Origin of the sequence: Paenarthrobacter sp. YJN-5 (assembly GCF_015040095.1) — a bacterium.
GTDB lineage: Bacteria > Actinomycetota > Actinomycetes > Actinomycetales > Micrococcaceae > Arthrobacter > Arthrobacter ureafaciens.
On sequence record NZ_CP053544.1, the window covers coordinates 538,570 to 563,305 of the forward strand.

A 24,736-nucleotide genomic window follows, 5' to 3' on the forward strand; every position below is an offset into this window, starting at 1 on the left:
TCTACGAAGTCATGAGACAGAACTGTCTATTAAGTCATGAGACTCCACACGCGTTTTGCGGGCTCAGAACGCGCACTAATGCGACCTAGTTGGGAGGGGCGGGAGGGGCGGGGGAGGGCAGCGTGTGAAGGATGCGGCGGGCCAAGGCGTCGTTCTCGCGGAACGGCGCCGCGTTGGTGTTCGGCCGGGCAAACGCACCCGCGCCCCAGCCTGACGTCCATGGACCCACTGCAAACAACCCATGCTGTGGTGTTCCAACAGGAGAAAGGACCTCATGATTCCCGGAGACCAGAAGTTTCCCTGTCGAATGCGCACCGTCCAATGTGAGCAGCCTCTGTTCGGTGCCCAGTCCGGCGTCGTGCAGGTTCAGGAGGGCAGGGTTCGCGGAACGCTCCACGGAGGCAGACGGCAGGCGTGCCTCGATGTACGCGGAGGCCTCCACCAGGACCGGTGACTGGAAGGACCCGGCAACAAAGCGGCCGGTTGGTTCGTCGGCGCGGACCCACATGCCCGGTCCCAGGAACTGCAGGTACCCGGCCCGGTGCAAGGCCAGCATTTCCTGCAGCCGGTGTGCCGGAGGGCCGGAATCGACGAAGCTGAAGAAGCCGTTCCACCAGCCGTGGATTGCCTGCTGCGAGCGGGCGTTGAGCCGTTCCTGCGGCACCAGACGGCCCAAGTCCATGTAGACGAACAGCAAGGCCATGAACAGGGCAAGCGTTTCCGAATGGTCGGGGCTGGTCCGTAGTGCCAGGTCGCGTTGGATGTAGGCGGCCACGGACCGTTGCACGGTCTCATGGGATTCGAACGCGCAACCGCTGAAGGGCTGGTCCAGCGACTCAAGGTCCAGGCGCACAGCGGGATCCGGGACGGCAGAGGCCACAAGTTGCTCCCGCCCGGCGCTGTACCAGTCGAGGGCATCGAAACGGGCCTCGAAGTCCGCCCAAGCGCCACGAACCCGCTCAGGGTAGCCGGTGAACAGTTCACGGTAATAGGCGTAGCCCGCATCCTTGGCGATGAGCGGCCAGAGGTGGGTACGGAAGTCGAGTTCGTCGTGTTCGGCCAGCAACGCTTCAACAGCGGCAGCCGTGAAGTACCGCGGCCGCTCCACCGGACTGCGCAACGAGGAGGAGATTTTGGAATGGTAGGGGACACCACGGCGTGAACCGGCCCAGACCCGTGGCTCGGCGCCCGAAGGCACATACTCGAGGACGCCGTCGGGCCTTTCCTCGAAGCGGCCGCCGCGGCCCTCGAACAACAGCACCAACAGGTCCACGAAGGCCAGCCCCATCCCGGAGACGATGACGTCCTGGCCGGCTTCAATGGGGGAGTAGTCCACATCCGTTGTGTACGACGGCGGCGCGTAGTAGCCGCCGTGCGCGGCCGCGAATCCAGCCAGCCGGGTCGCGTCCGGATGCGCCTGCGAATCGGTGTGGCCCAGGGCGTACACCACGACGTCGGCACCCAGCTCGGTGCCGGAGGCCAACCGCACGAGGTGCGTACCGGCGTCGCGATGCACGGGCAGCGGCCCCGAGGCCCGTTCGACGGCGGTGGCCACATCGCGGTGGACGGTGACGGTGACGTCCGGCCCGAGCGAGGAAACCGCCCGGCGGAAGAACCACTCAAGGTACTTGCTTTGGAGTTGCCTCGTGGGAAAGGACGCGGGGGTCAGGGAACGGAGCTGTTCCAGGATGTGCTGCTCGAAGACCGGCACATCACGGATACTGCCGTCCAGTACGCCGGCTGCCCAGGTGGCGAGGGCCGGGCCGTCCAGCGGCGGTCCGTCACAGGCCACGGAAGAGTCGGTGAACATTGTGACGTCGGCGGCCGTGGAATTCATCAGCAGGCCGGGATCCTGGTGATAACGCCAGATGCGTCCTGAGCCAGGTTCATGCGGCTCAACGACGTGGATCTGCAGCGGTCCTTCGAACAAGGCGGGACGGCTGGCCGCCAGCCTTTCCAACACGCCGGCCGTGCGCGGGCCGCCGCCAATAAAGACGATGGCGGGAACTCGTGACGGCATGCGGTCTCCTGATCTGCTGTGGTTGGTAAGGCCAATGTAGGGAGCCTGTGGTGCCCGGGTCGAGGCGCCTGTAACCGCCGTTCACCACGCGTCATTCAGCGTTAACCGAGGAAAACAAAACGACTCAAATGGCTCCGGCTGAACTCATTGATGACGCCGAAAGAAGCCTTTTGAAGCCGCAATAAGTCCCGTGAAGAAGTACAAAAATCCGAATTGCCGGTGGATAATTCCGCCCCTAGATTTGCAGCAATCCGATAGGCAAATCCCAACTGAAATGAGGTGGCGCATGAGTGCAGCCGCACCGCCCGCCACGGCGGACGAGGCCCTTCGGCCCGCCGTCGACTACTCCGACTACAAGCTGGTCCCGGCAAAGCATCCGTGGCGCTGGGTGGGCACCGTGGCGGTCGCCCTTGGCGTCGCCGCCATAGCGTGGTCCCTGCTGACCAACCCGCGCTGGGAATGGGGAGTGGTTGCCCAATGGTTCACTGCCCAGTCCGTGGTGGCAGGCTTGGTGGAAACCCTCAAGCTGACCGCCATCTCCGGCATCCTTGGCTTCGTTCTCGGGTTTATCCTCGCCTTGATGCGCCTCTCATCCTCACCGCTGCTGGTCTCCGTATCCTGGACGTTCTCCTGGATCTTCCGATCCACTCCGCTCCTGGTCCAGCTGCTCCTTTGGTACAACCTCGGCTACCTCTACGAGAAGATCAGCCTGGGCATCCCGTTCACGGATGTCCGCTTCTTCGAAGCCCAAACCACCACGTTGATCAGCCAGTTCGCGGCAGCCGTGCTCGGCCTCACCCTGAACCAGGCGGCCTACTCCGCCGAAATCATCCGTGGCGGCATCCTGTCCGTCGACCAAGGCCAACTGGAAGCCGCAGCCGCCTTGGGCATCCCGGCCTGGAAGCGTTCCACCAGGATCGTCCTCCCGCAGGCAATGCGGGCCATCCTGCCCACGGCCTTCAACGAGATCATCGGCCTGGTCAAGGGAACGTCGATCGTCTACGTCCTGGCCTATTCCGAGCTGTTTTACACGGTGCAGGTGATCTACAACCGGACCCAACAGGTGCTGCCCCTGCTCCTTGTGGCAACGCTCTGGTACGTGGTGATCACTTCCGTGCTCAGCATCTTCCAGTACTACGTGGAACGGCACTTCTCCAAGGGCGCACTGCGGAACCTGCCGCTCACGCCGCTGCAAAAGGCCCGCAAGTTCTTCGCCAGCCACGCTCCCGCCTCTCCCAGCAAGGACGCCCGATGAGCATCATCACCGCACGCAAAGAATCGACGACGGCGGCAACACCTGCCGCTGCCGGCCCGGCCAGCACGGTGGCCACCAAGGGACAGGTGGACATCCAGAACATTCGTAAGTCCTTTGGCAACACCGAAGTGCTCCAGGGTGTTTCACTGTCCGTGCCGCCTGGCGGAGTGACAGTGATCGTCGGCCCGTCCGGCTCCGGCAAGTCCACGCTGCTGCGGACCATCAACCACTTGGAAAAGGTCGACGGCGGCTTCATCACCATCGACGGTGAACTGGTGGGCTACCAGGCCCGGGGGAACAAGCTGCACGAGCTGCGCGAGAAGGACATCCTCAAACAACGCACCAACGTTGGCATGGTGTTCCAGAACTTCAACCTGTTTCCCCACCTCACGGCCTTGGAAAACGTGGCCGAAGCGCCGATCGTGGCACAGAAGCGCTCCAAAGCCGAGGCCCGGAAGCGCGGACTGGAACTCCTGGACCGTGTGGGTTTGAAGGACAGGGCCGACGCGTATCCCCGCCAGCTTTCCGGAGGCCAGCAGCAGCGTGTTGCGATCGCCCGGGCGCTCGCGCTCGAACCGAAGATCCTGCTCTTCGACGAGCCCACCTCCGCATTGGACCCCGAACTCGTCAACGAGGTCCTGGATGTCATCCGCGAACTGGCCACGTCCGGCACCACGTTGATCGTGGTCACGCACGAGATGGGATTCGCCCGGGACGTAGCGGACACCGTGGTGTTCATGGACCAAGGCCGGATCATCGAGTCCGGCGCCCCGCAGGACATCTTCAGCAACCCACGCGAAGAACGCACCCGCAGTTTCTTCTCCAAAGTCATCGAACCCGCCTTCAACATCTAGGAATCTCCCCAATGCTTCGCACCACCACAGCCAAATTCCTGGCACTCGCCGTCCTCCCCGCCGTCGTGCTTCCGGCGCTCGCCGGGTGCTCCGATCCTGGAGCGTCGGCAGCCAAGCCCGAATCCGAAGCCGCAAAGAACGGCGTCGTCTACAACACCTCAGTGGAGCAGAACCGCATCCGCGTTGAGAAAGATGCCACGGCCGCGGCCACCGTCCCGGCCGCCATTTCCAAGGACGGCAAGCTGACGGTTGCCACAACCGCGGGGTCGGTCCCGTTGTCCTTCCATGCCACGGACGACAAGACCCCTATCGGCGTGGAGATCGATCTCGCACAGCTGGTGGCGGACAAACTGGGACTCGAGCTGGACCTGCAGGTGACATCGTGGGAGAACTGGCCGCTCAAGACCCAGTCCGGCGATTTCGAAGCGGTCTTCTCCAACGTGGGCATCAACGCCGCCCGGGTGAAGCTGTTCGACTTCTCCACGTACCGGGCCGCTTACATGGGCTTCGAAGCGAAGAAGAGCGCCAGCTACGACATCAAGGGTGCCGACGACATTTCCGGCTTGAAGGTTTCCGTGGGCTCGGGCACCAACCAGGAAAAGATCCTCCTGGCCTGGAACAAGGAACTCGAGGAGAAGGGCAAAGCCCCTGCCACCCTGCAGTACTACTCCTCGGACGCCGACACCATCCTTGCGCTCTCCTCCGGACGCACCGACCTGAACCTCGCCCCTTACCCGTCCGTGACCTACCGCGAGAACACCCGGGACGACCTCAAACTGGTTGGCAAGGTCAACGCCGGCTGGCCGTCCGAAACCCTGGTTGCCGCGACGACGTTGAAAGGCAACGGCTTGGCGCCCGCCATCACCGACGCCTTGAACTCCACCATCAAGGACGGCTCCTACGCGAAGGTCTTGGAACGCTGGGGCCTCTCCGAAGAAGCAGTGCCGGAGTCCAAGACCGTCACGGAAACAAGCTTCGGCAAATAGACCCTACGAACGTCAGGACCAGAAGTGAGTACCCAAGATAACAAGGCCGGTTTCCTGGCCATAGAGCTTGACGGCGCCGGCTGGGACGGAGGCGCGTTCGGCAGCCTTGCCGGGGCGGTCCTCGCCGTCGAGGCGGCCGGATTCCATGTGGCAACCTTCAAGGACGCTCCGGAGCCGGGCCGGACGAACGCCCTGCAGCGTGCCGCCTACGCAGGGCCGGTCACGCGGACCATCGCACTGGCCCCGGAAGTGGACACCGTTTACACCGAGCCGTTCCACATCGCCACGCAGCTCGCGAGCTTGGACTACGTCTCCGGCGGCCGTGCCGGGTGGATCGTCACCGCAGCCGAATCACCCGGGGCCGCTGCCGCCGTCGGGCGTTCCCCGGTCAGCGGCAACGCGCTGGTCCACGAGGCCGCTGCGTCCATTGAGGTCGGGCGCCGTCTCTGGGACTCCTGGGAAGACGACGCCGTGATCAGGGACGTTGCCACCGGGCGCTACATCGACGTCGACAAACTGCACTACGTGGACTTCGAAACCCCGGCCGATTTCGCGGGCACACCGTATTCCGTCAAGGGCCCCTCCATCATCCCCAGGCCGCTGCAGGGCCAGCTTCCCGTACTGGCATCGGCGTCGCTGGTTGGCGGCGGTGTTCCGGTGGAATCTGTTGACGCAGTACTGGTCACGGCGCCCACGCCCGAACTATTGGTGGCCGAGGTTCGCGACGCGCGGGAACGCCATGGGGTGGTGGCTGTGGTGGCCGAACTCGGCGTCGTCCTTGATTCCCGCGGTGAGCCGGCTGCTGCGCGGGCAGTGCCGGAAGCCGGCCGCGCGCAATTTGCAGGCACCGCCGCGGAACTCACCGAGTACCTTCACGGACTGCTGTTGGAGGCCGACGGCGTTCGGCTGCACCCGGGCGACCTGGCGCGGGAACTCGATGAACTCTCCCGGCTGGTCCTGCCGGAACTCCGCCGCCGGGGTTCGCTGCGTGCGCCGGTCCAGGACGGCACCTTCCGCGGGTTGCTGGGCTTGGAACGGCCCGCAAACCGCTACTCGACCTCAACCACCGCCAGCGCTGCTGCTGGAAAGTAAGGGAACAGCATGACACGGGATATCTTCAAGCCCAGCGGCCGGATCCAGTTCGGCGTCTTCTTCCAAGGAGTCAACTCCGGCACGATCTGGAAGGCCGCCGAATCCGGTTCGCAGACCGATTTCGAATCCTTCCGCAGGATCGTTCAGACCGCCGAACGGGGAAAGTTTGCGGCGTTCTTCCTTGGGGAAGGCCTGCGGCTGCGGGAGCACTTGGGACGTCCGCACGCCCTCGATGTGGTGGGCCGGCCGGATGCGCAGACCATGCTCGCGGCGTTGGCTTCGGTGACCACCAACATCGGCCTGGTTGCCACACAGAACACCACCTACAACGATCCCGCAGACCTGGCGCACCGGTTGTCCTCGCTGGACCTGATCTCCGGGGGCCGCGCTGCGTGGAACGTCGTCACGACGGACAACGCCTGGACGGGCGCCAACTTCCGCCGGGGCGGATACCTGGACCACGCGGACCGGTACAGGCATGCTGAAGCGTTCGTGGAGACCGCCAAGCGCATCTGGGATTCGTGGGAGACGCCGTCCGGTCCCGCGCACCGCGTCCTTCACCAGGGGCAGCACTACACTGTGGACGTCACACCGCGGTTGCCTCGTAGTCCGCAGTACCGTCCCGTGCTCTTCCAGGCCGGTGATTCACCCGAGGGCCGCGATTTCGCTGCACGCCAAGCGGACGTGATCTTCTCTGCGCACCCTAAATTCGACGATGCCGTGGAATTCCGCCGGGACATAGTTTCCCGTTCAGTGGCTGCCGGCCGCGGCGCCAACGCGGTCCGGATCATGCCGGCCAGCGAGTTCATCCTCGCCGCTACTGACCAGGAGGCACGGGAGAAGAAGGACTGGGTGCGGAGCCTCCAGATCGGTCCGCAGCAGGCCATTGCCTACCTGGAGCAGTTCTGGGGACGTGAGCTTTCCGCGTACGATCCGGACGGCCCGCTGCCTGACATTGATCCCGTGGTGGAAGAGACCTCGGAAACCCGCGGCAGCGGCTTCCACGGCGCCAAGGCCCGCCAGTTGGCGGATCAGTGGCGTGCGGAAGCCAAGGACAAGGGCCTATCCATCCGCCAGTTCGTCTCGTCCAAGACGGCACGGATCGACTCCACCTTTACCGGCTCGTACAACGCGGTGGCCGATCACCTGGCCCAATATGCGCGGGTCGGAGCGGTGGACGGTTTCAATATCTCCCCGTGGCTCATCCCCACCGGCCTGGACGACGTCGTGAACCACTTGGTTCCGGAGCTCCAGGAACGCGGCGTCTACCCCACGGAGTACCGCGGCAGCACCCTGCGGGAGAACCTCGGGTTGGAGACGCCGGTTCGTTTGAGCCAGCCGGTGAACGTCTGATGAAGAGCCTGCTCGATTTTGCTGGATCATTCTTCGCTCGTCTGGGCGGAACCGCTTATTGGCGCGGTGTTGGCCCGGCGGATCCCCGAATGATCCAGCAGAATTGTGCGGCCTCCTCACAGGGCACCGTTCGGCTGGAACTGGCCGTGTGGGAGCAGCCCCTGTAGCTTCCCTTGGCTCGTTCGGCTCGCTCCGAGGACGTAGGCTCGCTCAGAGGAGTTCGCGGAACACGTTCCACCCTGCCCCGACCGGGCCGTAAGGCCCCCAGAGGACCCCGGTTGATGCGCCGGTGGAGTAGGTCATGAGATCCCCGTTGCCGTTGACCGCGAACAAGTTGTTGTACTGCTGGTGTCCGAAACTGCCCAGCCCTGCAATATCGGAAAAAGCACCCCAACCGCCGCTGAGCATGGCCGAGGACTCCCAGCCACCCGTGCCGTCGGCCCGGTAGATGGAGAGGTATCCATTGCGGTCCCGTGCGAAGACCTCCACGGGACCGTCCCCGTTCATGTCACCGCCGGTGATGATCTTGTCCATGATCTGCCAGCCTTGGCCCACCTTGCTGCGGGGTTTCCAGCCGCCGGTTCCGTCGCCGGGGTAAAGATAAAGGTCGCCGGCAGCATCGCGGGCCATGACGTCGTTGTAACCGTCCCCGTCAAAATCTCCCGGGCCAACGATCGAGTCGAGGATGTTCCAGCCTTGACCAACCTGGCGGCGGTCAAGCCAGCCCCCGTTGCCATCGCCCGGGTAGAGAAAAAGGTTGCCTGCGGCGTCGGTTGCGAGGAGGTCGTTGTAGCCGTCGCCGTCAAAGTCACCCGGCGAGAACACGATTCCCATGGCGTCCCAGCCCTGGCCTGTCTGGCGGGGTTCGTCCCACTCTCCGAAGTACCGCGGGCAGGCACCCTCGCAACTGCCGGGAACGTACGTATACGTCCGGGGGTAGAGGATCAACCTGCCATCCGCCGTGCGCCCGAGGGGTTCGAAGTTCCCGCGTCCCGTCCAACCCATGGCCCTCGAGGACGCCTTGACCGGTGCCGTGCCGGGGCTTACCCGCGTGGCATCAGGACAATTGGGCTCTTCGGGCGTTGAAGGGTGGACCCTGAGTGAAATCCGGTGACCGAAGTCCGCAGGGGTGAGCTGAAGGACTTCGCCCTGACGTTCGGGCGGTAGGGGTACCCCGTCCTGGAGCCACTCCGCCCTGTACCCGTTGGGGGTGGTGCCGTCCGGGTTCTTGCAGCCCGCATAGTCGTAGTCGTATTGCTTCCGCAGCTCCGCGCCGACGTAGGGGACTCCGTCGATGACTGCCGTGGGGCCAACTGAGGGGGTCTGAACGGCAGGTGCGGACGTTACTTTCGGTGCTGCCGTCGTTGGGGGCGCGCCCATCAGGGCCACACCTACCGCCAGTGCCGTTGCTGCGTATGCTGCCTTGCGCGTGCCAAAGATCCCCATTGTTTCCCCCCGGAAGCCAGCATCGATAGTGCGTGGGTCTCTGCTGAGGCTACCTCACTCGCGGGGATCTTGGGCAGGTTCCTTACCTTCGGATCAACAGCCCGTCCGCTGGCTTTATGATGCTTTCGCCAAATATTCAGCTAAAGCATCCCGCATAATTTCTGAGGGCTTTCGGTGTTCCGCAGCGGCACGAGCCACTAGTTGGGCATCCATCTCAACGGGCAAGCGGAGGGATCTTGACGGTGAGGTACCCTTGCCGCCCAACGAGGGTTTTCCAACAGCCCGCCTGACAGCTTCGGGCGAACCCAGAGCCGCTTCGAGTATGGATCGGCCGGCCTCCGGTCCTTCGGCTTTGCTGATCCGGGCATCCGGGCTGAGGTCGGCAGTTTCCGCCCATTCAGCAAGTTCAGCGTCGCGAACCCGCGCTGCGTTCTCCTCCGTTGGGTTTTGCCTCTTAACTTCACGCATTGTCTGTGCCTCTTTCTGCGATGTCGAGTATCTTTCTTCGTGCTTCCATGACATGAAATATCAGGATGCCATCCGGTGGAGTTATCACAGCCATGACCTCCAGGATTGTCCTCCGATCCTTGGTTGGACCGATGAAGAGGTCGGGCCTGTTCGGCGTATCGATCCAGGGCTCATCGAACTCTTGGACTCGGTATATGTAATTCAAGATGGCATGAAGGGCGTCTTCCCTGTCGACTCCATGTTTGTCTGCACTGTTCGTCCAAGCTATCCCCATGGTTTATTGTCTTGCAATACTCTCTATATTGCAAGACAATATTCCAAACACCCGTGATCTCCGCGGTCCCGATCGTAGGATGAAACCCAACGAAAGGGGCAGTCGGATGGTCACTCGCGAACAGGTTGAGGAAGCGTATTCCCGGACGGCCGCTTGGGTCCGCCACACCCCGATGGCGGCGAGCGGCAATGAAGGGACCTACCCGCTGTGGTTTAAGTGTGAGTACATGCAGCACACGGGTTCGTTCAAGGCCCGTGGCGCTTTCAACAGGCTGCTCACTGCCCGCGAGAACGGGGAACTCAATCCCGAGGTCGGGGTGGTTGTGGCCTCCGGCGGCAATGCGGGCTTGGCAAATGCCTACGCCGCTGCGAAGTTGGGTGTTCCCGCCGCGGTGTTCGTCCCGGAGTCCGCTCCCGCCAACAAGGTCCACAAGCTGTACGCAGTCGGAGCAAGGGTGGTTCAAGGCGGATCCGAATATGCCGAGGCTTATGCTGCGGCGGTCGCCTTCGCTGCAGAAAGCGGCGCCGTTTACTGCCATGCCTATGACCAGCCGGAGATTGTGGCGGGCGCCGGTGGCGTGGGCCTTGAAATGATGGAGCAACTGCCCGACGTCGACACCATCCTCGTCGCTGTCGGCGGCGGCGGGTTGATGGGTGGCATAGCGGCCGCTACCGAGGGGCGGGCCCGGGTTGTAGGAGTCGAGCCGGAAACAGTTCCTACACTCCATAGCGCATTGGCACACGGCGAGCCCGTGGACGTACCGGTTTCAGGCATTGCAGCCGATTCCCTGGGTGCCCGCAGGCTGGGGGAGATCGGCTTCGGGGTTGCCCGCAGAGCGGGTGTGCAGAGCGTGCTGGTCACTGACCAGGCCATCATTGAGGCCCGCCGCAGGCTATGGGAAGGGCATCGAATCGTCGTTGAGCATGGGGCAGCGGCTGCGTACGCGGCCCTGCTTTCCGGGGCTTATGCCCCGGGCGCTGGTGAGAAGGTCGCCGTCGTGCTGTGCGGAGCGAACACGGATCCGGCGCATTTCTAGCCCGGGGTCTCTTAGTTGGCCGCTTCGCTGAGGTCCGCCAGTGCTTGACGGAGACGGGTGCCGGCGTCGTCAGCCACTTCCTTGACCGATGGGGCGTCGCTGAGTTGGACCATGGTTTGCGGGTCGATGGCCTCGACCGTGGTGGTGTCTGCATCCTTGGCGCGGCGCACCACGACGTTGCACGGGAGCAATGCCCCCATCTGAGGCTCTGCGGCGAGGGCGCGGCTGGCCAGGGCGGGGTTGCAGGCGCCGAGAATGACATAGTCTCCGACGGCGTCGGCGGCCTCAGCTCCGAGCTTCTTCTCGAACGTGGCGCGGACGTCGATTTCGGTCAGGATTCCGAAGCCCTGCTCAGCCAGGGCGTCCCGGGTCTTCTCGACAGCTTCGGCCCAGGGGAGGGCGATGGTCGCGGCGAGGGTGTACGTCATGGTTCTCCTTGGTAGGGCCGGGCAGGGGATTGTCGGTAGGAAGGGTTCAGGCCAGGGAGAGGAAGAGCCTCTCCAGGTCCTTGGTGTCCATGCTTGCGTCCTTTTGGACGATGCACTGCTCCAATCCGGTGGCGATGATGGCGAAGCCCGCGCGGTCCAGTGCTTTCGATACCGCCGCCAGTTGGGTGACGACGTCCTTGCAGTCCCGGCCTTCTTCGAGCATCCGGGTGACGGCCGCGAGCTGGCCTTGGGCGCGCTTGAGCCGGTTGATGACGGGGGTCAGTTCGGTGGGATTCAGTTCCATGGGTACTCCAAAGTAATGCGGTTTCTTGGACCCAGCCTATACCCCCTAGGGTGTTTTGGCTACCCCGGGGGGTATCTGTAATACTCGGTGGGGTATTCACCTGTTCACTCGAATCGAGAGGCCATTCATGACTTCCCCTTCCGCGGCATCCGCTGTTACCGCCCTTGCTCCTGAGACGCTGCAGTCCTGGATCAAGGAGCATCAGGACCTCGTGGTCATCGACGTCCGCTCCGCTGCCGAATTTGAGTCCATGCACATCCGCGGCTCCTACAACGTGCCTCTGTCGCTGCTGTCCGAGCACACCGACGAGCTCGCCGCCCGGCTTGGCTCCCGGGTGGTTTTGGTCTGCCAGTCCGGCGTCCGCGCCGAGCAGGCCCGCCAGCGCCTTGCCAAGTCCGGGATTGACACCGCGTACGTCCTCACGGGCGGGGCTCCGGGGTACGCCGCCGCCGGTGGCGACGTCGTGAAGGGCAAGGACCGCTGGGACCTTGAACGCCAGGTGCGCCTGGTGGCCGGCTCCCTGGTAGTGCTGGGCCTGGCCGGCGGTAAGTTCATTTCTCCCAAGATCCGGACGCTCGCGGGCGTTATCGGCACCGGGCTGACCTTCTCTGCTGCGACCAACACCTGCGCCATGGGCAAGGCCATCTCCGCGATGCCGTGGAACAAGGCCGCCAAGGAGCCCACCCGCGAAAGCGCCATCCTGGCCCTGCCCGCCGCCGGCAGCAAGAGCACGGAAGCCGCAGCCTGATGAGCCTCACCCTGCTCCTGGTCCTGGCCCTGTCGGTGGTCATCGGGCTCTCACTGGGAGTCCTGGGCGGTGGCGGGTCGATCCTGACCGTGCCCATCCTGGTCTACGTGGCGGGATTCGAGGCCAAGGAGGCCATCGCGGCTTCCCTGTTCGTCGTCGGCGTTACTTCGGTGTTCAGCGTGATCAGCCATGCCCGCAAGGGCAGGGTGATGTGGCGGACCGGGCTGATCTTCGGTGCCGCCGGCATGGCGGGTGCGTTTGTTGGCGGCCTCCTCGGCGGTCACATCCCTGGCCAGATCCTGCTCATCGCCTTCGCCATCATGATGGTGGCCACCTCGCTGGCCATGTTGCGTGGGCGGAAGAAAAAGAACGACGGCGGAGCGGCGCCTGTTAAGCACGAGTTGCCCCTTGGCAGGGTGCTGCTGGACGGCGCCGTCGTCGGTCTCGTGACCGGTCTGGTCGGCGCGGGCGGCGGTTTCCTCGTGGTGCCGGCGCTGGCGCTGCTGGGTGGCCTGCCGATGGCGGTGGCCGTGGGAACGTCCCTGGTGGTCATTGCCATGAAGTCCTTTGCAGGCCTCGCGGGCTACCTCACTACCGTCCAGCTGGACTGGGGCATCACCCTCGGGGTGACCGCCGCGGCCATCGTGGGCTCATTGATCGGCGCCAAACTCGCCGGGCGCATCCCGGAGACGGCCCTGCGCAAGGCTTTCGGCTGGTTCGTCCTGGCCATGGGTACCTTCGTCCTGATCCAGCAGGCCCCCGCCGGACTGCAATGGCCCATCGCCGCCGGTGTCGCGGGGCTCACCGCGGTAACCGCAGGCATCTGTTGGTTCTTCGTGAGCTCCTGCCCGCTCCGGAACCGCGGCCGCCGCAGTACCGATGTCCCGTCGCCCGTCTGAGCCGGGCACCACAGAAAGGAATTGCCATGGGACTTTTCGATTCCCTCAAGAAGGCCTTCAGCAAGCCCTACCAAACCATTTCCGTGGCCCAGGCCAAGGAACTCCTGGGCTCTGGAGCCACGCTGATCGACGTCCGTTCCGCCCAGGAGTGGCGGACCGGTCGTGCGCCGCAGGCCAAGCACGTCCCCCTGGACCGGCTGCAGACCAGCACCACCGGCATCAACAGGAACAAGCCCGTGATTGCAGTCTGCGCCTCCGGAGTGCGCTCCGCCTCCGCCGCCCGGCTCCTCGCAGCCCGGGGCTACCAGGCCTACTCAGTACGCGGCGGGATGGCCGCCTGGCGCCAAGCCGGCGAACCCGTCCGCTAGGCAGATACCACCCCCAAACCGCCAGCCGCCAACCACTTCAAAGGAGAACCATCATGGCTGAAATCACCATCACCGAAGCCGAGCAGCGCCGCGCCAGTGCCCGGATCCTCGACGTCCGCGAGGACTTCGAAGTCGCCGAGGGCATGATCCCCGGCGCTCTGCACATTCCCATGGGGCAGTTGCAGGCCCGCCTGGGCGAGCTTGACCCTGCCGTCCCCGTGATCGCTGTTTGCCGCAGCGGCAACCGCAGCGCCGCCGTCGCCGATGCCCTCAACGGCGCCGGTTACAAAGCCGACACCATGGCAGGCGGCATGAGCGCCTGGACCCGCGCCGGACTCCCCACCACCTAAACCCCTGACCCGGCAGCGGCACCAGCCAACCGGGCGCAACCAAAACCTCCCGAAAGGACACCAGGCCATGGCCACCATTGACATCACCCAACACACATTTGCCCAGACCCTGGAGAGCAGCGAGATCGTCTTCGTTGACTTTTGGGCAGCCTGGTGCGGCCCGTGCCGCATGTTTGCCCCCACCTTCGGCGCCGCCGCCGAACGCCACCCGGACATCACCTTCGCCAAAGTAGACACAGAAGCCGAACAGGCCCTCGCCGCCGCAGCAAACATCACGTCCATCCCCACCTTGATGGCTTTCAAGGACAAGACCCTCGTTTTCTCCCAGCCGGGCGCCCTCAACGCCACGGGACTCGAGGAAGTCATCCAGGCCGTGAAGAACCTGGACATGGACAAAGCCCGCGCCGAAGCCGGCCGTCAGCGCGCCTGATCCAGGCTCCGTAAAACCGGCCGCCGGCACCAGCAAACCCAACGAAGCGCCAGGCCTCCTGCGCCTGGCGCCAGGGCCCTCCTGCAGGAAAAACCCAGGCCGCAGCCCGGTTGCAAGATACCCCCGGGGGTATCTATACTGAATGCAGGCCCCCAACATCCCCTTTCACTTGAAGGAGAGCACCCCATGCTTATCGAGCGCATTTACGACGAAGACCTTGCCCAGGCCAGCTACCTGATCGGCTGCCAGGCCAAAGGCGAAGCGATCGTGGTGGACGGTCGCCGCGACATCGCCGTTTACCAGGATCTGGCCGCGAAGAACGGCATGAAGATCGTGGCAGTCACCGAGACCCACATCCACGCCGATTACCTCTCCGGCACCCGCGAGCTGGCTGCCGCCACCGGAGCAAAGATCTATGTTTCCGGAGAAGGCGGCCCGGACTGGCAGTACCAGTTCGACGGCGAACGGCTCTACGACGGGGACACCATCACCCTGGGCAACATCAGCATCAAGGCCGTGCACACCCCCGGGCACACCCCGGAGCACCTGTCCTTCCTGGTCACCGACGGCGCGTTCAGCGACCAACCCGGTTACCTGCTCTCCGGTGACTTCGTCTTCTCCGGAGACCTGGGCCGGCCGGACCTGCTGGATGAAGCAGCCGGCGGCGTTGACACCCGCTTCGAGGGCGCCAAGCAGCTCTTCGCCAGCCTGCGCGAGAAGTTCCTGACGCTGCCGGACTACGTCCAGGTCCACCCCGCGCACGGCGCCGGAAGCGCCTGCGGCAAAGCACTCGGGGCCATCCCGTCCTCCACGGTTGGTTACGAACGGCTCTACGCCTGGTGGGGTCCCTACCTGGCAGCCGACGACGAGCAGGGCTTCATCGACGAACTCCTCGACGGCCAACCCGACGCACACGCCTACTTCGGCCGCATGAAGCGCGAAAACCGTGAAGGCCCTGTGGTCATGGGTGAACGCACTCCACTGCCGGAGCTCTCCACCGGGACCGTCGCAGCAGGCCTGGCCGAGGACACCTTGACCTTCATCGACACCCGTTCCAACGGCGAAGTCCACGAGGGAACCGTGGCCCGATCGCTGAATGTCCCTGCCGGCAAGTCCGTGGCCAGCTACGGTGCCTGGGTGGTGAACCCGGAAACTGACAAGAACCCGCTGGTGCTCCTCGCCGCAGACCAGGAGCAGGCGATGGACCTGTGGGACCACTTGGTACGCGTGGGCATCGACAACGTGGCGGGCTACCTCACCAGCATCGACGGGCTGCCCACCGCCACCCCTAAGCTGATCCAGCCCGAGGAACTCGAAGGGTTCGACGCTGCCATGGTCCTGGACGTCCGCAACAAGACTGAGTACGCCGCCGGGCACGTCCCGGGCTCGTACCAGCTCAGCGGCGGCCGCGTCATGTGGCACCTGGACGAACTGCCCGCCAACGGCACCATCGTCAGCTACTGCCAGTCCGGCGTCCGGAACTCCGTCGCCGCCAGCGCCCTGCGCCGTGCCGGGTACGACGTCGTCGAACTCGACGGCAGCTACGCAGCCTGGAACTCCTGGAAGAACAGCGTCCCCGCCGTCTAACCACCCCCAAGCCGCCCGGGCAGGTCCCCCCTCCTGTCCGGGCCCCGCCCGGGTACGCTTCCCCCAAGCGTGCCCGGGCACCCTTTTGCCCGCACACCGGATTTGGAGCACCCCGCGCATGGCCAGCGACATCCCAAAGTACGATGCGCCCACTCCACGGACCGTACTGGGCTTACGGGAGAACCTGCCGCAGTTCATGTTGCTGGTGGCCGTCAATGCCCTCGTAGGCGGGACCTTGGGCCAGGAACGCACCGTGCTGCCCCTTCTCGCCGCACAGGAATTCCACCTGGACCAGTACACCGGCGCGCTGACCTACATCCTGGCCTTCGGCTTGTCCAAGGCCGTAACGAACTACTTTGCCGGCACGCTCTCTGACAGGTATGGCCGCAGACCTGTCCTCGTCGCCGGCTGGCTGGTGGCGGTCCCCGTGCCGATCATTCTCATTGCCGGCCCGTCCTGGTCCTGGATCGTAGCGGCCAACGTGCTGCTGGGCATCAGCCAAGGGCTCACCTGGTCCACCGCCGTCATCATGAAAATGGATCTGGTGGGCTCCAAACAGCGTGGACTGGCCATGGGCTTCAACGAGGCCGCAGGCTACCTTGGCGTGGCCGGCACTGCACTCGCCACAGGCTATCTGGCCACCGCCTACGGCCTGCGTCCAGCCCCCTTCCTGCTCGGGGCCGCCTTCATCGCCCTGGGCCTGGGCCTGACAGTGCTCGCCGTGAAGGAAACCCACCACCACGCAAAAACGGAAGCTGCCCGTCACGTCGCTACTCAATCAGGGGCCCACGCCAGCCTGACCACCGGGCAGGTGTTTACCTTGACCAGTTTCAGGGACCGCTCCCTGTCCGCAGCCAGCCAGGCCGGACTGGTGAATAACCTCAACGACGGCTTGGCCTGGGGTCTCTTCCCCGTCCTGTTCGCCGGCGCCGGGCTGAACCTTGGGCAAATTGGCATCCTGGCCGCCGCTTACCCGGCCGCCTGGGGTTTGGCACAACTGGTCACCGGCGCGGCTTCAGACCGCGGGGGCCGCAAATGGTTCATTACGGCCGGCATGCTGGTTCAGTCCGTGGCCTTGGGAATCTTCGCCTTCGCCCACGACTTCGGACCCTGGCTTGCCGCAGCCATTATCTTGGGCCTCGGTACCGCATTGGTGTACCCAACACTGTTGGCTGCCATCGGCGACGTTGCCCACCCCATCTGGCGGGCGCGCTCCGTAGGGGTGTACCGGTTATGGCGCGACGGCGGGTTCGCCGTTGGTGCCCTCCTGTCAGGAGTGCTCGCGGACCTTTACGGCATCCCCGCAGCAGTCGCCGTCGTCGCAGCGATCACCGCGGTTTCCGGCGCAGTGGTGGCCGTGCGGATGCGCAACAATGACCATCTGCGGGACGCATCGACGTCCTAGAGACGGGTCCCTAAGACGGGATCAGGCTATCCCCGTGGTGCCCAGCAGCAGGCCAACGGCGTAGGTGAAGGCCATGGCAAGGGCGCCGCCGATGACCAGGCGCAACGTGGCCTTCCGCTTCGAGCTGCCACCGATCCTGGCGCTGACCGTGCCGGTGATGGCCAAAGCCACCACCACGGCCACGAACGTCAACGGGATCCGGACCTCGGCCGGCAGGAGGAGGATGGCCAGCAGCGGCAGCACCGCGCCAATGGTGAAGGCGATTGCCGAGGCGAAGGCCGCATGCCAGGCATTGACTACCTCTGCCTCATCGATCTTCAGTTCAGCCTCCAGGTGGGCACCCAAGGCATCATGATCGGTGAGTTCGCGGGCCACCGTCCGCGCAGTGGCTTCGCTGAGGCCCTTGGCCTGGTAGATGGAGGCAAGCTCCTCCAGCTCGCCTTCGGGATCGTCGCGGAGTTCCTTCCGTTCCTTCTCAATCAAGGCCCGCTGGCTGTCGCTTTGGCTGCTGACGGAGACGTACTCGCCAAGGGCCATGGAAACGGCCCCGCCCACGACGGCGGCTGTGCCGGCCACCAGGATGGGGGTGACATCGTTGGTAACACCCGCGACGCCCACAACCGTGGCGGCCACGGACACGATGCCGTCGTTGGCTCCAAGGACACCTGCGCGCAGCCAGTTCAAGCGTGCCGCGATGCTGTCGTTGTGCGGTTCGTTGGGGTGCTGCTTCAGCAACTCAGTCATAGTGAACAGTAAAACATCGGCTGCCGTCCGCGGCTACGCAGGTTTGCATACCCTTCGCAGGGCCCGGAACCACCGTGCCCTGCTACTTCTTGGGCAGGCCTGCCGGGTTCAGTTCCGAAGCCGGGATGGCTTCGGAGGAAAGGCCCCAGCGGTCGAGGATCTTGCCGTAGTTGCCGTCCTTGATCAGCTTGTTCAGGGCAGTCCGGGCAGCGACGGCCAGGCCATTGCCTTTCTTGGTGGTGAAGGCGATCTCCGCTTTCAGGGGCCACCCACCGTCAACCGTTCCTACCTGCTTGGTCTTGCCGTCCTGCGCAGCCTTGTAGGCCGCTGAGGCGTTGGGGCCGAACGTGAGGTCCGCACGGCCGGACTGGAGGGCAAGCTGGGAGGCGGAGTCGTCGTCGTAATACTGGAAATCAACGGGCTCCAGGCCGTTCTTCTTGTTCTCCTCGTCCCAACGGACCAGGATGGCTTCCTGGTTGGTACCGGAACCCACGATGATGCGTTTTCCGGCTACGTCCTTGGCTTCCTTGACCTGGGAGATGTCCGAATCGCTCTTGGCATAGAACCCCAGGAGGTCATTGCGGTAGGTGGCGAAGTCAAACTTCTCCTTACGGGCCTCAGTGACTGTCACGTTGGAAAGCACGGCCTCGTACTTGCCGGACTCCACGCCCAGCGGCCAATCGGCCCACGCCACCGGCAGGACTTCCACCTCAAGGCCCAAGGTCCCGCCCACGGCGTAGGCGATATCCACCTCGCTGCCGATGAGGGTCTTGTTGTCGGAGGCGAAAAGACTCAGGGGAGGGGTTCCGCCGGTAGTCACCACCGTGAGCTTGCCATCAGCCTTAATGGCATCGGGAACCTGGGCCGCTGCCGCGGAATCCACCTCAACCTTGATCCGGTCCTGTTCCGGTGAGAGGTTGAATTGCTTGGACGCGGCGCTCGCGGAACTGCTGGTCGAGCCCGGGCCGGTTGCCGCCGTCGCGCCGGGATCCGAGCAGGCCGCGAGGCCCAACAGAGTGGTGGCGGCCAGTGCCGCGGTAAGGCCGGTCTTGGCTGCGAATCGTGCCATGGGTACCCCCTTGGGTGAAGTTCGATGCGTACTTGTCGCTGCCACTATCCGGTAGGGCGCAAAGAGCGGTCAAAGCGCTGCGAAACGCGGAGATACAGGGGGTCACAGCCGTTAATCACGCGTCCCGCCCGGTCACAAACCGGGGGATTTTGGACGCTTTGGAGAACCGCGACGTAACTCACAGAAATAAGGCGGGCGACGCCGTCGTTGTCGCTTAAGTGCCCGCCAACGGGCCGACGCGAACAACTCCGAAAGGCCGGTACCCCTGTGACTGTTCCTCTTTCCATCCTCGACCTGGCAACCATCGGGAAGGGCCAGACAGTGGCGGAAAGCCTCGCGGGCAGTGTGGCCATGGCGCAGAAGGCGGAAGAGCTGGGATATCGCCGGGTTTGGTACGCCGAACACCACAACATGTCCGCCATCGCCTCATCCGCCACCAGCGTGCTGATCGCCCACGTGGCAGCGCACACCAACAGCATTCGGTTGGGGGCAGGCGGCATCATGCTGCCCAACCATTCGCCGCTGACCATCGCCGAACAATTCGGGACGCTGGAAACACTCCACCCGGGCCGCATCGACCTCGGCCTGGGCCGTGCTCCGGGCAGCGACCAAAACACCATGCGTGCTTTGCGGCGCGATCACATGTCTGCCGACTCGTTCCCGCAGGACGTCCTGGAACTTCAGGGTTACCTCACGGGTCCTACCCGGATCCAAGGCGTGGAGGCGACTCCGGGCAAGGGAACCAACGTGCCGCTGTACATTCTGGGCTCCTCGCTTTTCGGTGCGCAGCTGGCTGCCCGGCTGGGACTGCCGTACGCGTTCGCTTCACACTTTGCGCCCGCCGCCCTGCGCGACGCAGTGGCTATCTACCGCCGCGACTTCAAGCCCTCCGAGCAACTGTCCGAGCCCTACGTCATTGCCGGCGTCAACGTGACAGCGGCTGACACCAACGCAGAAGCCCAGGCAATCCACCTCGCCGTGAAGCGTGCCAGGGTGGCCCTGTTTTTTGGCGGCGGACGCGAGTTCACGGACGACGAGGCGGATATGGTCCTTGACTCCCCGCAGGGGCAGCACATCGCCCAGATGATGAAGTTCTCCGCCGTGGGAACCCCCGACGTTGTGCGGGAATACTTGGACGAATTCGCCAAGCATGCGGACGCGGATGAACTGATCGTTGCGCACCAGAGCGTGGGGACTCAGGAGCGGCTGCGGTCGGTCGAGTTGGTGGCCGGGGTGGCGGGTCTGGTCCCGGCCTAGGACCTCCTTTTACACATACGCAATTACAGAGCTATACGAGGGAAACCCTTCGGGCGGAAACTATTCCTATCCACTCCGGAAGGAACCGCCATGCCGACGCCGTTGAACCAGTCAGTTGCCGATTCGGCGCTCTTGATGAACTCGTTGCCGCTTGGTTTACTCCGTTCCTTTGTCCGTCCCCAGGAGGACCAAGGGATCACCCCGGAGTTGATGGCTGACCTCAAAGTCCTGTCCAGGGTTCCGGGCCTTTTGGTGGCCTGCAATTACGGCGGCACGCTGTGTGAGGCCGAAGGCGTTTCCAATGAGACGTTGCCCTTGGACAGCGCGGCAGTGGCACTGCGTGCGCTGGCGGCGCTTCCCAACACGCATGCAGGCATTATCTCCGGGCGGTCTTTGAGGGACCTGGCTGCCGTTTCCCGGTTGCCGGCGGAGGTGCATTTGGTGGGGTCCCATGGAGTCGAATTCGACATGGGATTCGCCTACGGGCAATCCCTTGCCACCGAAAACCTGCTGCATGAGGTGGCTACGGCGTTGAGTGAGGCCGTTGGCTTCGAAAAGGGCGTCAGCATAGTCCGCAAACCCGTAGGAGTGGCGGTCCGCACCCGCCCCGCCACGCAGGATGTGGTGGAACGCGTGACGTATAAGGCGCAGCACATTGCCATCCAGTACGGCCTCTACTTCATCGTCGACGGCACCGTCCTGGACCTCACGGTGGAAGAACCTGCCAAGGGCAAGGCACTTGAACAGCTCCGATCCCGTTTGGGCGTCACTGCCGCTCTCTACGCCGGGGACGCCGAGAGCGACGAACGGGCGCTCGCCACGCTGCGCGGACCGGACCTTGGCTTGCACGTCGGGCCGGGAGACACGGCGGCGGCACACACCATTCCGGACCCGGAAGCCTTCGCGAGGGTGCTGGCTTTGTTGTTCGAACTGCGGCGGTCGTGGCTCTTTGGTGAGGACGCCGTTGGTCTGGAGCGGCACTCGATGATTGGGAACGGCACCTCCACGGCGTTGCTCACCCCGGATGCGAAGGTTTGCTGGATGAGTCACCCGCTGCCCGATTCCGGGTCCTTGTTCGCACACATCCTCGGTGGCGAGCCGGCGGGTCACTTCAGCATCGAGCCCGTGAAACCCTCTGCGGTCCTCGCGCAGCGTTACGTGGACAACACCATGATCGTGGAGACCCGTTGGGCCGATGTCACCGTGACCGACTACCTCGAACCGGCACCGGACGGCATCACCAGCCTGGTCAGGGTCCTGTCCGGAACCGGCACGGCCAGGGTGGTCTTCGCTCCGCGCCCGGACTACGCCAGCGCTCCCTTCAACATGGAGATCCGCGGCGATGAGATCCACGTTGTGGGCACCTCGGATCCCATCATCCTGTCCGCGCCGGGCGTTGAGTTCACCATCACCAGTGACAGCCGGCACGCAACTGCCACCGCGGAGGTATATCTGGGGTCCGGGCCGGTTGTGCTCAATTTGCGCTGCGGTGATACAGAATCCGCCCCTCCGGATCCGGACGGAGAACCGGCCAGGCGCGCCGCCGTCGGGCAGTCCTCCAGGGAGTGGGTCAAATCGCTCCGGTTGCCGGCCATCAAGACTTCACTGGTGAGGCGCTCGGCGCTCGTTCTGAAGTCCTTGGTCCACCAGCCCACCGGGGCTGTCCTTGCCGCGCCCACCACGTCGCTTCCGGAGGGGATCGGCGGTACGCGGAACTGGGACTACCGCTACTGCTGGCTCCGTGATGCCTCGATGACCGTGAATGCGTTGGTGGGCCTCGGGTCCACGGAGGAAGCGGTGGGCTTCCTCGGCTGGCTGGGGCGGATCCTGGAGAACGCCCCGGGGCCCGAGTGGCTGCACCCGTTGTATTCGGTGACCGGGGCGCCGCTTTCCACCGAGGCAATCGTGGACAGCCTGCCGGGGTATGCCGGTTCGCGCCCGGTCAGGATCGGCAACGCGGCTGACCACCAGGTTCAGTTGGACGTGTTCGGTCCCATTGCGGAAGTGATTCATGACCTAGCGGAACGGCGGGGGTTACTGCCGGATGACCACTGGTTCCTCATGGAGCAGATGGCCCACGCCGTCATTGCACGATGGCACGAGCCGGACCATGGAATCTGGGAGGCCCGCAAACCGCCCCGGCACCATGTCTACAGCAAGGTCATGTGTTGGGTCACCCTGGATCGTGCTGTTCGCACGGCGGGTTTGCATGGTCGGGTGCCGCATGCCGATTGGGCGGGCACCGCTGAGACCATCCGTGAAGAAGTCCTGCGGGAAGGGTGGGATTCTTCCGTTGCGTCCTACACGGTGGCCTATGACAGCCCCGACCTGGACGCCGCAGTGCTGCACATTGGATTGTCCGGCCTGCTGGATGTCCACGACCAGCGCTTCCTGGATACGGTCACCGCAGTGGAACGGGAACTGCGCGTGGGGCCCACAGTCTTCCGGTACAGGTACGACGACGGCCTGCCGGGCTTGGAGGGTGGCTTCCACATCTGTACCACCTGGCTGATCGAGGCTTACCTCGCAGTGGGCCGCTTGGACGATGCCTTGGAGCTCTTCAACCGCCTGGTCGCCTTGTTCGGTCCAACGGGGTTGTTGCCGGAGGAATACGATCCCGGCACGGAGACCCACCTTGGCAACCACCCCCAGGCCTACTCGCATCTGGGGTTTATCCGCTGCGCCCAACTCCTGGAACTCAATTTGGCGACGGCGGACGTCGACTAGCCCATCCAGGTCGCAGTTGTGCGCGTTTACACGCCGCTAAACGCGCACAATTGCGATCCAGTTGGGGGACTAGGCGAGCAACAACGCCACGGCGATCATCGCGGGAACAGCCACGATGGTTGTGAGCAGGACGGTGTCCTTCGCTACGGTGATGCCGGCCTGGTATCGGTTGGCGGCAACGAACACGTTCTGTGCTGTCGGCAGGGCAGAGGTCACCACCACCGCGAACAGCGCATGGCCGTCCATGTTCAAGGCGAAGCGGGCAAACACATACGCGATCAGGGGATGCACCAGCAGCTTGAACGCGCTGGCCAGCAGGGTGTCCAAGCGACGGCCCCCGGACTTTTGCAGCGGCTTGGAACCGTTCAGGCTCATACCGAAAGCCATCAACATGGCCGGAATCGCCGCCCCGCCAATCAAATGGATCGGCTCGAGAACCAGTTGGGGGACTTGAAAGCCGGTGCCAGCCACCACTAGGCCCAATGCGGATCCCACGATCATCGGATTCCTGATGATCATCAGGACGAACCGCAGGGGAGTGGTGCGATGGTTGCTGGTGCTCGCATCCAACGCCATCAAATACATGGGCGTGAAAAATGCCAGTTGGAAGATGAGCAACGGGGCCACATAGCTGGCGTCGCCCAGAACAAACACGGCAATGGGAATGCCAAGGTTGGCCGAGTTGGCCAAAGACGAACTCATCGAGGACATGAGCGATTCAGGAAGGCTGCGCTTCAGCCAGAACTTCGCAATCAGGAAAAACAGGAGCCCCGTGATGGTCGCTCCCACTGCCGTCACCAGCAGCGGCGCGGCGAAGACCTCGTGAAGCTTGGCTTTGCTCAACGTTTCGAACAGCAAGGCAGGGCTGGCGACGAAGAACGTCAGCGAACTGAGCACGGATCTCGCGTTGTCACCGAGGATGTTTCGGCGCCCCACGAACATTCCCACCAGGATGATGGCCCACACCACGAAGAACCCGGACAAGACTCCGATCATGGCGGGGGACAGGCTGGGTAAATGTGGATCACGCCTTAAGCCTAATCAGATTTATTCACGGGTAAGCGTTTTCAGTGCTGAGGTCCGTTATCCGGACGCACCCACTCGAGGGCCCACTCACGCGCGCAGACGCCGACGGCGGCACTCAGTGTGAGTGCCGCCGTCGAGGTTTGGTCTGTGGCTGGTTCAGCTAAGGTGAGCCGCGTTGTTCAAGGCATGCGGGGGCCGCATCAGTCCGGGTGTGTGGGCCTCGGCGGGATCGTTGCCGAGCTGCAGGATCTGGTTTTCCTTCCCCACGTGAACCACCTTGGGCTCGTAGGACCTGGCTTCTTCAGTAGTCATCTCCGCATAAGTGATGAGGATGACGAGGTCGCCCACATGGACCTGATGGGCTGCGGCACCGTTGATGCCGATGACCCCTGATCCGCGCTCGCCGGCGATGGTGTACGTCTCCAGGCGGGCACCGTTGGTGATGTCCACGATGGACACGAGTTCGCCGGGAAGAATGTCGGCGGCGTCCAGAAGGTCCAGATCGACGGTGACCGAACCGACGTAGTGGAGATCGGCGTGGGTCACCGTGGCACGGTGAATCTTGGACTTGAACATTGTGCGGATCATAATGCGTTCAGTTTAGCGCGGG

25 protein-coding genes are annotated in these 24,736 nt (G+C 64.2%); 15 read left to right on the forward strand and 10 right to left on the reverse strand.

Features of this window, described 5'->3' with window-relative positions; all coding sequences use genetic code 11:
- Positions 1–85: 85 nt before the first annotated feature.
- Positions 86–2,020 carry an FAD/NAD(P)-binding domain-containing protein gene (locus HMI59_RS02520; RefSeq protein ID WP_193592692.1) on the reverse strand — a complete coding sequence of 645 codons (1,935 nt, stop codon included), beginning with the start codon at positions 2,018–2,020 and terminating at the stop codon, positions 86–88.
- Between the two features lie 286 nt (positions 2,021–2,306).
- Here HMI59_RS02520 and HMI59_RS02525 point away from each other — a divergent pair, with 286 nt between their 5' ends.
- The 5 genes from HMI59_RS02525 to HMI59_RS02545 are packed head-to-tail and all read left to right on the forward strand — an operon-like array spanning position 2,307 to position 7,560.
- A complete protein-coding gene (locus tag HMI59_RS02525; RefSeq protein ID WP_227471513.1) occupies positions 2,307–3,275 on the forward strand; it encodes an amino acid ABC transporter permease in 969 nt (322 codons plus the stop codon).
- On the forward strand, positions 3,272–4,129 hold the full coding sequence (locus HMI59_RS02530) for an amino acid ABC transporter ATP-binding protein (protein WP_227471514.1): 858 nt from the start codon (positions 3,272–3,274) through the stop codon (positions 4,127–4,129). Before HMI59_RS02525 ends, HMI59_RS02530 begins: the two co-directional genes overlap by 4 nt.
- A gap of 11 nt (positions 4,130–4,140) precedes the next feature.
- Positions 4,141–5,115 (forward strand): ABC transporter substrate-binding protein, encoded by a 975-nt coding sequence (locus tag HMI59_RS02535; protein ID WP_193592693.1) that lies wholly within the window; start codon positions 4,141–4,143, stop codon positions 5,113–5,115.
- Between the two features lie 24 nt (positions 5,116–5,139).
- Positions 5,140–6,207: an LLM class flavin-dependent oxidoreductase gene (locus tag HMI59_RS02540; protein ID WP_193592694.1), complete on the forward strand. Its 1,068-nt coding sequence runs from the start codon at positions 5,140–5,142 to the stop codon at positions 6,205–6,207.
- A gap of 9 nt (positions 6,208–6,216) precedes the next feature.
- Positions 6,217–7,560: an NtaA/DmoA family FMN-dependent monooxygenase gene (locus HMI59_RS02545; protein WP_193592695.1), complete on the forward strand. Its 1,344-nt coding sequence runs from the start codon at positions 6,217–6,219 to the stop codon at positions 7,558–7,560.
- A gap of 210 nt (positions 7,561–7,770) precedes the next feature.
- Here the strand turns inward: HMI59_RS02545 and HMI59_RS02550 are convergent, their stop codons facing one another.
- The 3 genes from HMI59_RS02550 to HMI59_RS02560 form a co-directional block, all read right to left on the reverse strand.
- A complete protein-coding gene (locus HMI59_RS02550; protein WP_193592696.1) occupies positions 7,771–9,006 on the reverse strand; it encodes a VCBS repeat-containing protein in 1,236 nt (411 codons plus the stop codon).
- Positions 9,007–9,120: 114 nt separating this feature from the next.
- Positions 9,121–9,528 carry a ribbon-helix-helix protein, CopG family gene (locus HMI59_RS26060; protein WP_370583561.1) on the reverse strand — a complete coding sequence of 136 codons (408 nt, stop codon included), beginning with the start codon at positions 9,526–9,528 and terminating at the stop codon, positions 9,121–9,123.
- Complete coding sequence (locus HMI59_RS02560) at positions 9,467–9,748, reverse strand: hypothetical protein (RefSeq protein WP_193592698.1); 282 nt, start codon at positions 9,746–9,748, stop codon at positions 9,467–9,469. Before HMI59_RS02560 ends, HMI59_RS26060 begins: the two co-directional genes overlap by 62 nt.
- Positions 9,749–9,854: 106 nt before the next feature.
- On the opposite strand from HMI59_RS02560, the gene HMI59_RS02565 reads away from it, so the two are divergent.
- Positions 9,855–10,784, forward strand: a complete 930-nt coding sequence (locus HMI59_RS02565; RefSeq protein ID WP_166187930.1) for a threonine/serine dehydratase — start codon at positions 9,855–9,857, stop codon at positions 10,782–10,784.
- A gap of 11 nt (positions 10,785–10,795) precedes the next feature.
- On the opposite strand, the gene HMI59_RS02570 is transcribed toward HMI59_RS02565, so the two are convergent.
- Positions 10,796–11,212, reverse strand: coding sequence for a DUF302 domain-containing protein (locus tag HMI59_RS02570; RefSeq protein WP_166187928.1), 417 nt, complete (start codon positions 11,210–11,212; stop codon positions 10,796–10,798).
- Positions 11,213–11,258: 46 nt separating this feature from the next.
- Positions 11,259–11,516 carry a metal-sensitive transcriptional regulator gene (locus tag HMI59_RS02575; RefSeq protein WP_193592699.1) on the reverse strand — a complete coding sequence of 86 codons (258 nt, stop codon included), beginning with the start codon at positions 11,514–11,516 and terminating at the stop codon, positions 11,259–11,261.
- 127 nt (positions 11,517–11,643) lie between these two features.
- On the opposite strand from HMI59_RS02575, the gene HMI59_RS02580 reads away from it, so the two are divergent.
- From HMI59_RS02580 to HMI59_RS02610, 7 genes are all read left to right on the forward strand, one after another.
- Positions 11,644–12,264 carry a rhodanese-like domain-containing protein gene (locus HMI59_RS02580; protein WP_166187924.1) on the forward strand — a complete coding sequence of 207 codons (621 nt, stop codon included), beginning with the start codon at positions 11,644–11,646 and terminating at the stop codon, positions 12,262–12,264.
- Positions 12,264–13,163 carry a sulfite exporter TauE/SafE family protein gene (locus tag HMI59_RS02585; RefSeq protein ID WP_193592700.1) on the forward strand — a complete coding sequence of 300 codons (900 nt, stop codon included), beginning with the start codon at positions 12,264–12,266 and terminating at the stop codon, positions 13,161–13,163. Before HMI59_RS02580 ends, HMI59_RS02585 begins: the two co-directional genes overlap by 1 nt.
- A gap of 26 nt (positions 13,164–13,189) precedes the next feature.
- Positions 13,190–13,531, forward strand: coding sequence for a rhodanese-like domain-containing protein (locus tag HMI59_RS02590; protein WP_193592701.1), 342 nt, complete (start codon positions 13,190–13,192; stop codon positions 13,529–13,531).
- 53 nt (positions 13,532–13,584) lie between these two features.
- Positions 13,585–13,881 (forward strand): rhodanese-like domain-containing protein, encoded by a 297-nt coding sequence (locus HMI59_RS02595; RefSeq protein ID WP_069696373.1) that lies wholly within the window; start codon positions 13,585–13,587, stop codon positions 13,879–13,881.
- A 67-nt stretch (positions 13,882–13,948) separates the two neighbouring features.
- Entirely contained in the window at positions 13,949–14,311 is a 363-nt protein-coding gene (gene trxA / locus HMI59_RS02600; RefSeq protein WP_193592702.1) for a thioredoxin, read from the forward strand.
- Between the two features lie 186 nt (positions 14,312–14,497).
- The gene (locus HMI59_RS02605) at positions 14,498–15,898 is read left to right on the forward strand and encodes a rhodanese-like domain-containing protein (protein ID WP_193592703.1); all 1,401 of its coding nucleotides are present in this window, start codon (positions 14,498–14,500) and stop codon (positions 15,896–15,898) included.
- Positions 15,899–16,016: 118 nt separating this feature from the next.
- Positions 16,017–17,303 carry an MFS transporter gene (locus tag HMI59_RS02610; RefSeq protein ID WP_227471515.1) on the forward strand — a complete coding sequence of 429 codons (1,287 nt, stop codon included), beginning with the start codon at positions 16,017–16,019 and terminating at the stop codon, positions 17,301–17,303.
- A gap of 21 nt (positions 17,304–17,324) precedes the next feature.
- On the opposite strand, the gene HMI59_RS02615 is transcribed toward HMI59_RS02610, so the two are convergent.
- Positions 17,325–18,047, reverse strand: a complete 723-nt coding sequence (locus tag HMI59_RS02615) for a VIT family protein (protein WP_193592704.1) — start codon at positions 18,045–18,047, stop codon at positions 17,325–17,327.
- An 82-nt stretch (positions 18,048–18,129) separates the two neighbouring features.
- Positions 18,130–19,116, reverse strand: a complete 987-nt coding sequence (locus tag HMI59_RS02620; RefSeq protein ID WP_193592705.1) for an ABC transporter substrate-binding protein — start codon at positions 19,114–19,116, stop codon at positions 18,130–18,132.
- 267 nt (positions 19,117–19,383) lie between these two features.
- On the opposite strand from HMI59_RS02620, the gene HMI59_RS02625 reads away from it, so the two are divergent.
- Positions 19,384–20,373, forward strand: coding sequence for an LLM class flavin-dependent oxidoreductase (locus HMI59_RS02625; protein WP_193592706.1), 990 nt, complete (start codon positions 19,384–19,386; stop codon positions 20,371–20,373).
- Positions 20,374–20,463: 90 nt separating this feature from the next.
- Positions 20,464–23,100, forward strand: coding sequence for a trehalase-like domain-containing protein (locus HMI59_RS02630; RefSeq protein WP_193592707.1), 2,637 nt, complete (start codon positions 20,464–20,466; stop codon positions 23,098–23,100).
- 69 nt (positions 23,101–23,169) lie between these two features.
- On the opposite strand, the gene HMI59_RS02635 is transcribed toward HMI59_RS02630, so the two are convergent.
- On the reverse strand, positions 23,170–24,096 hold the full coding sequence (locus HMI59_RS02635) for an AEC family transporter (RefSeq protein ID WP_193592708.1): 927 nt from the start codon (positions 24,094–24,096) through the stop codon (positions 23,170–23,172).
- Between the two features lie 186 nt (positions 24,097–24,282).
- Entirely contained in the window at positions 24,283–24,714 is a 432-nt protein-coding gene (panD, locus tag HMI59_RS02640; protein ID WP_170828595.1) for an aspartate 1-decarboxylase, read from the reverse strand.
- Between the last annotated feature and the right edge of the window lie 22 nt (positions 24,715–24,736).

Bases quoted from the DNA above. Each gene is read 5' to 3' on its own strand.
- HMI59_RS02520 (WP_193592692.1), bottom strand. From the start codon at position 2,020: ATGCCGTCACGAGTTCCCGCCATCGTCTTTATTGGCGGCGGCCCGCGC.
- HMI59_RS02525 (WP_227471513.1), top strand. From the start codon at position 2,307: ATGAGTGCAGCCGCACCGCCCGCCACGGCGGACGAGGCCCTTCGGCCC.
- HMI59_RS02530 (WP_227471514.1), top strand. From the start codon at position 3,272: ATGAGCATCATCACCGCACGCAAAGAATCGACGACGGCGGCAACACCT.
- HMI59_RS02535 (WP_193592693.1), top strand. From the start codon at position 4,141: ATGCTTCGCACCACCACAGCCAAATTCCTGGCACTCGCCGTCCTCCCC.
- HMI59_RS02545 (WP_193592695.1), top strand. From the start codon at position 6,217: ATGACACGGGATATCTTCAAGCCCAGCGGCCGGATCCAGTTCGGCGTC.
- HMI59_RS02550 (WP_193592696.1), bottom strand. From the start codon at position 9,006: ATGGGGATCTTTGGCACGCGCAAGGCAGCATACGCAGCAACGGCACTG.
- HMI59_RS26060 (WP_370583561.1), bottom strand. From the start codon at position 9,528: ATGTCATGGAAGCACGAAGAAAGATACTCGACATCGCAGAAAGAGGCA.
- HMI59_RS02560 (WP_193592698.1), bottom strand. From the start codon at position 9,748: ATGGGGATAGCTTGGACGAACAGTGCAGACAAACATGGAGTCGACAGG.
- HMI59_RS02565 (WP_166187930.1), top strand. From the start codon at position 9,855: ATGGTCACTCGCGAACAGGTTGAGGAAGCGTATTCCCGGACGGCCGCT.
- HMI59_RS02570 (WP_166187928.1), bottom strand. From the start codon at position 11,212: ATGACGTACACCCTCGCCGCGACCATCGCCCTCCCCTGGGCCGAAGCT.
- HMI59_RS02575 (WP_193592699.1), bottom strand. From the start codon at position 11,516: ATGGAACTGAATCCCACCGAACTGACCCCCGTCATCAACCGGCTCAAG.
- HMI59_RS02580 (WP_166187924.1), top strand. From the start codon at position 11,644: ATGACTTCCCCTTCCGCGGCATCCGCTGTTACCGCCCTTGCTCCTGAG.
- HMI59_RS02585 (WP_193592700.1), top strand. From the start codon at position 12,264: ATGAGCCTCACCCTGCTCCTGGTCCTGGCCCTGTCGGTGGTCATCGGG.
- HMI59_RS02590 (WP_193592701.1), top strand. From the start codon at position 13,190: ATGGGACTTTTCGATTCCCTCAAGAAGGCCTTCAGCAAGCCCTACCAA.
- HMI59_RS02595 (WP_069696373.1), top strand. From the start codon at position 13,585: ATGGCTGAAATCACCATCACCGAAGCCGAGCAGCGCCGCGCCAGTGCC.
- trxA (WP_193592702.1), top strand. From the start codon at position 13,949: ATGGCCACCATTGACATCACCCAACACACATTTGCCCAGACCCTGGAG.
- HMI59_RS02605 (WP_193592703.1), top strand. From the start codon at position 14,498: ATGCTTATCGAGCGCATTTACGACGAAGACCTTGCCCAGGCCAGCTAC.
- HMI59_RS02610 (WP_227471515.1), top strand. From the start codon at position 16,017: ATGGCCAGCGACATCCCAAAGTACGATGCGCCCACTCCACGGACCGTA.
- HMI59_RS02615 (WP_193592704.1), bottom strand. From the start codon at position 18,047: ATGACTGAGTTGCTGAAGCAGCACCCCAACGAACCGCACAACGACAGC.
- HMI59_RS02620 (WP_193592705.1), bottom strand. From the start codon at position 19,116: ATGGCACGATTCGCAGCCAAGACCGGCCTTACCGCGGCACTGGCCGCC.
- HMI59_RS02630 (WP_193592707.1), top strand. From the start codon at position 20,464: ATGCCGACGCCGTTGAACCAGTCAGTTGCCGATTCGGCGCTCTTGATG.
- HMI59_RS02635 (WP_193592708.1), bottom strand. From the start codon at position 24,096: ATGATCGGAGTCTTGTCCGGGTTCTTCGTGGTGTGGGCCATCATCCTG.
- panD (WP_170828595.1), bottom strand. From the start codon at position 24,714: ATGATCCGCACAATGTTCAAGTCCAAGATTCACCGTGCCACGGTGACC.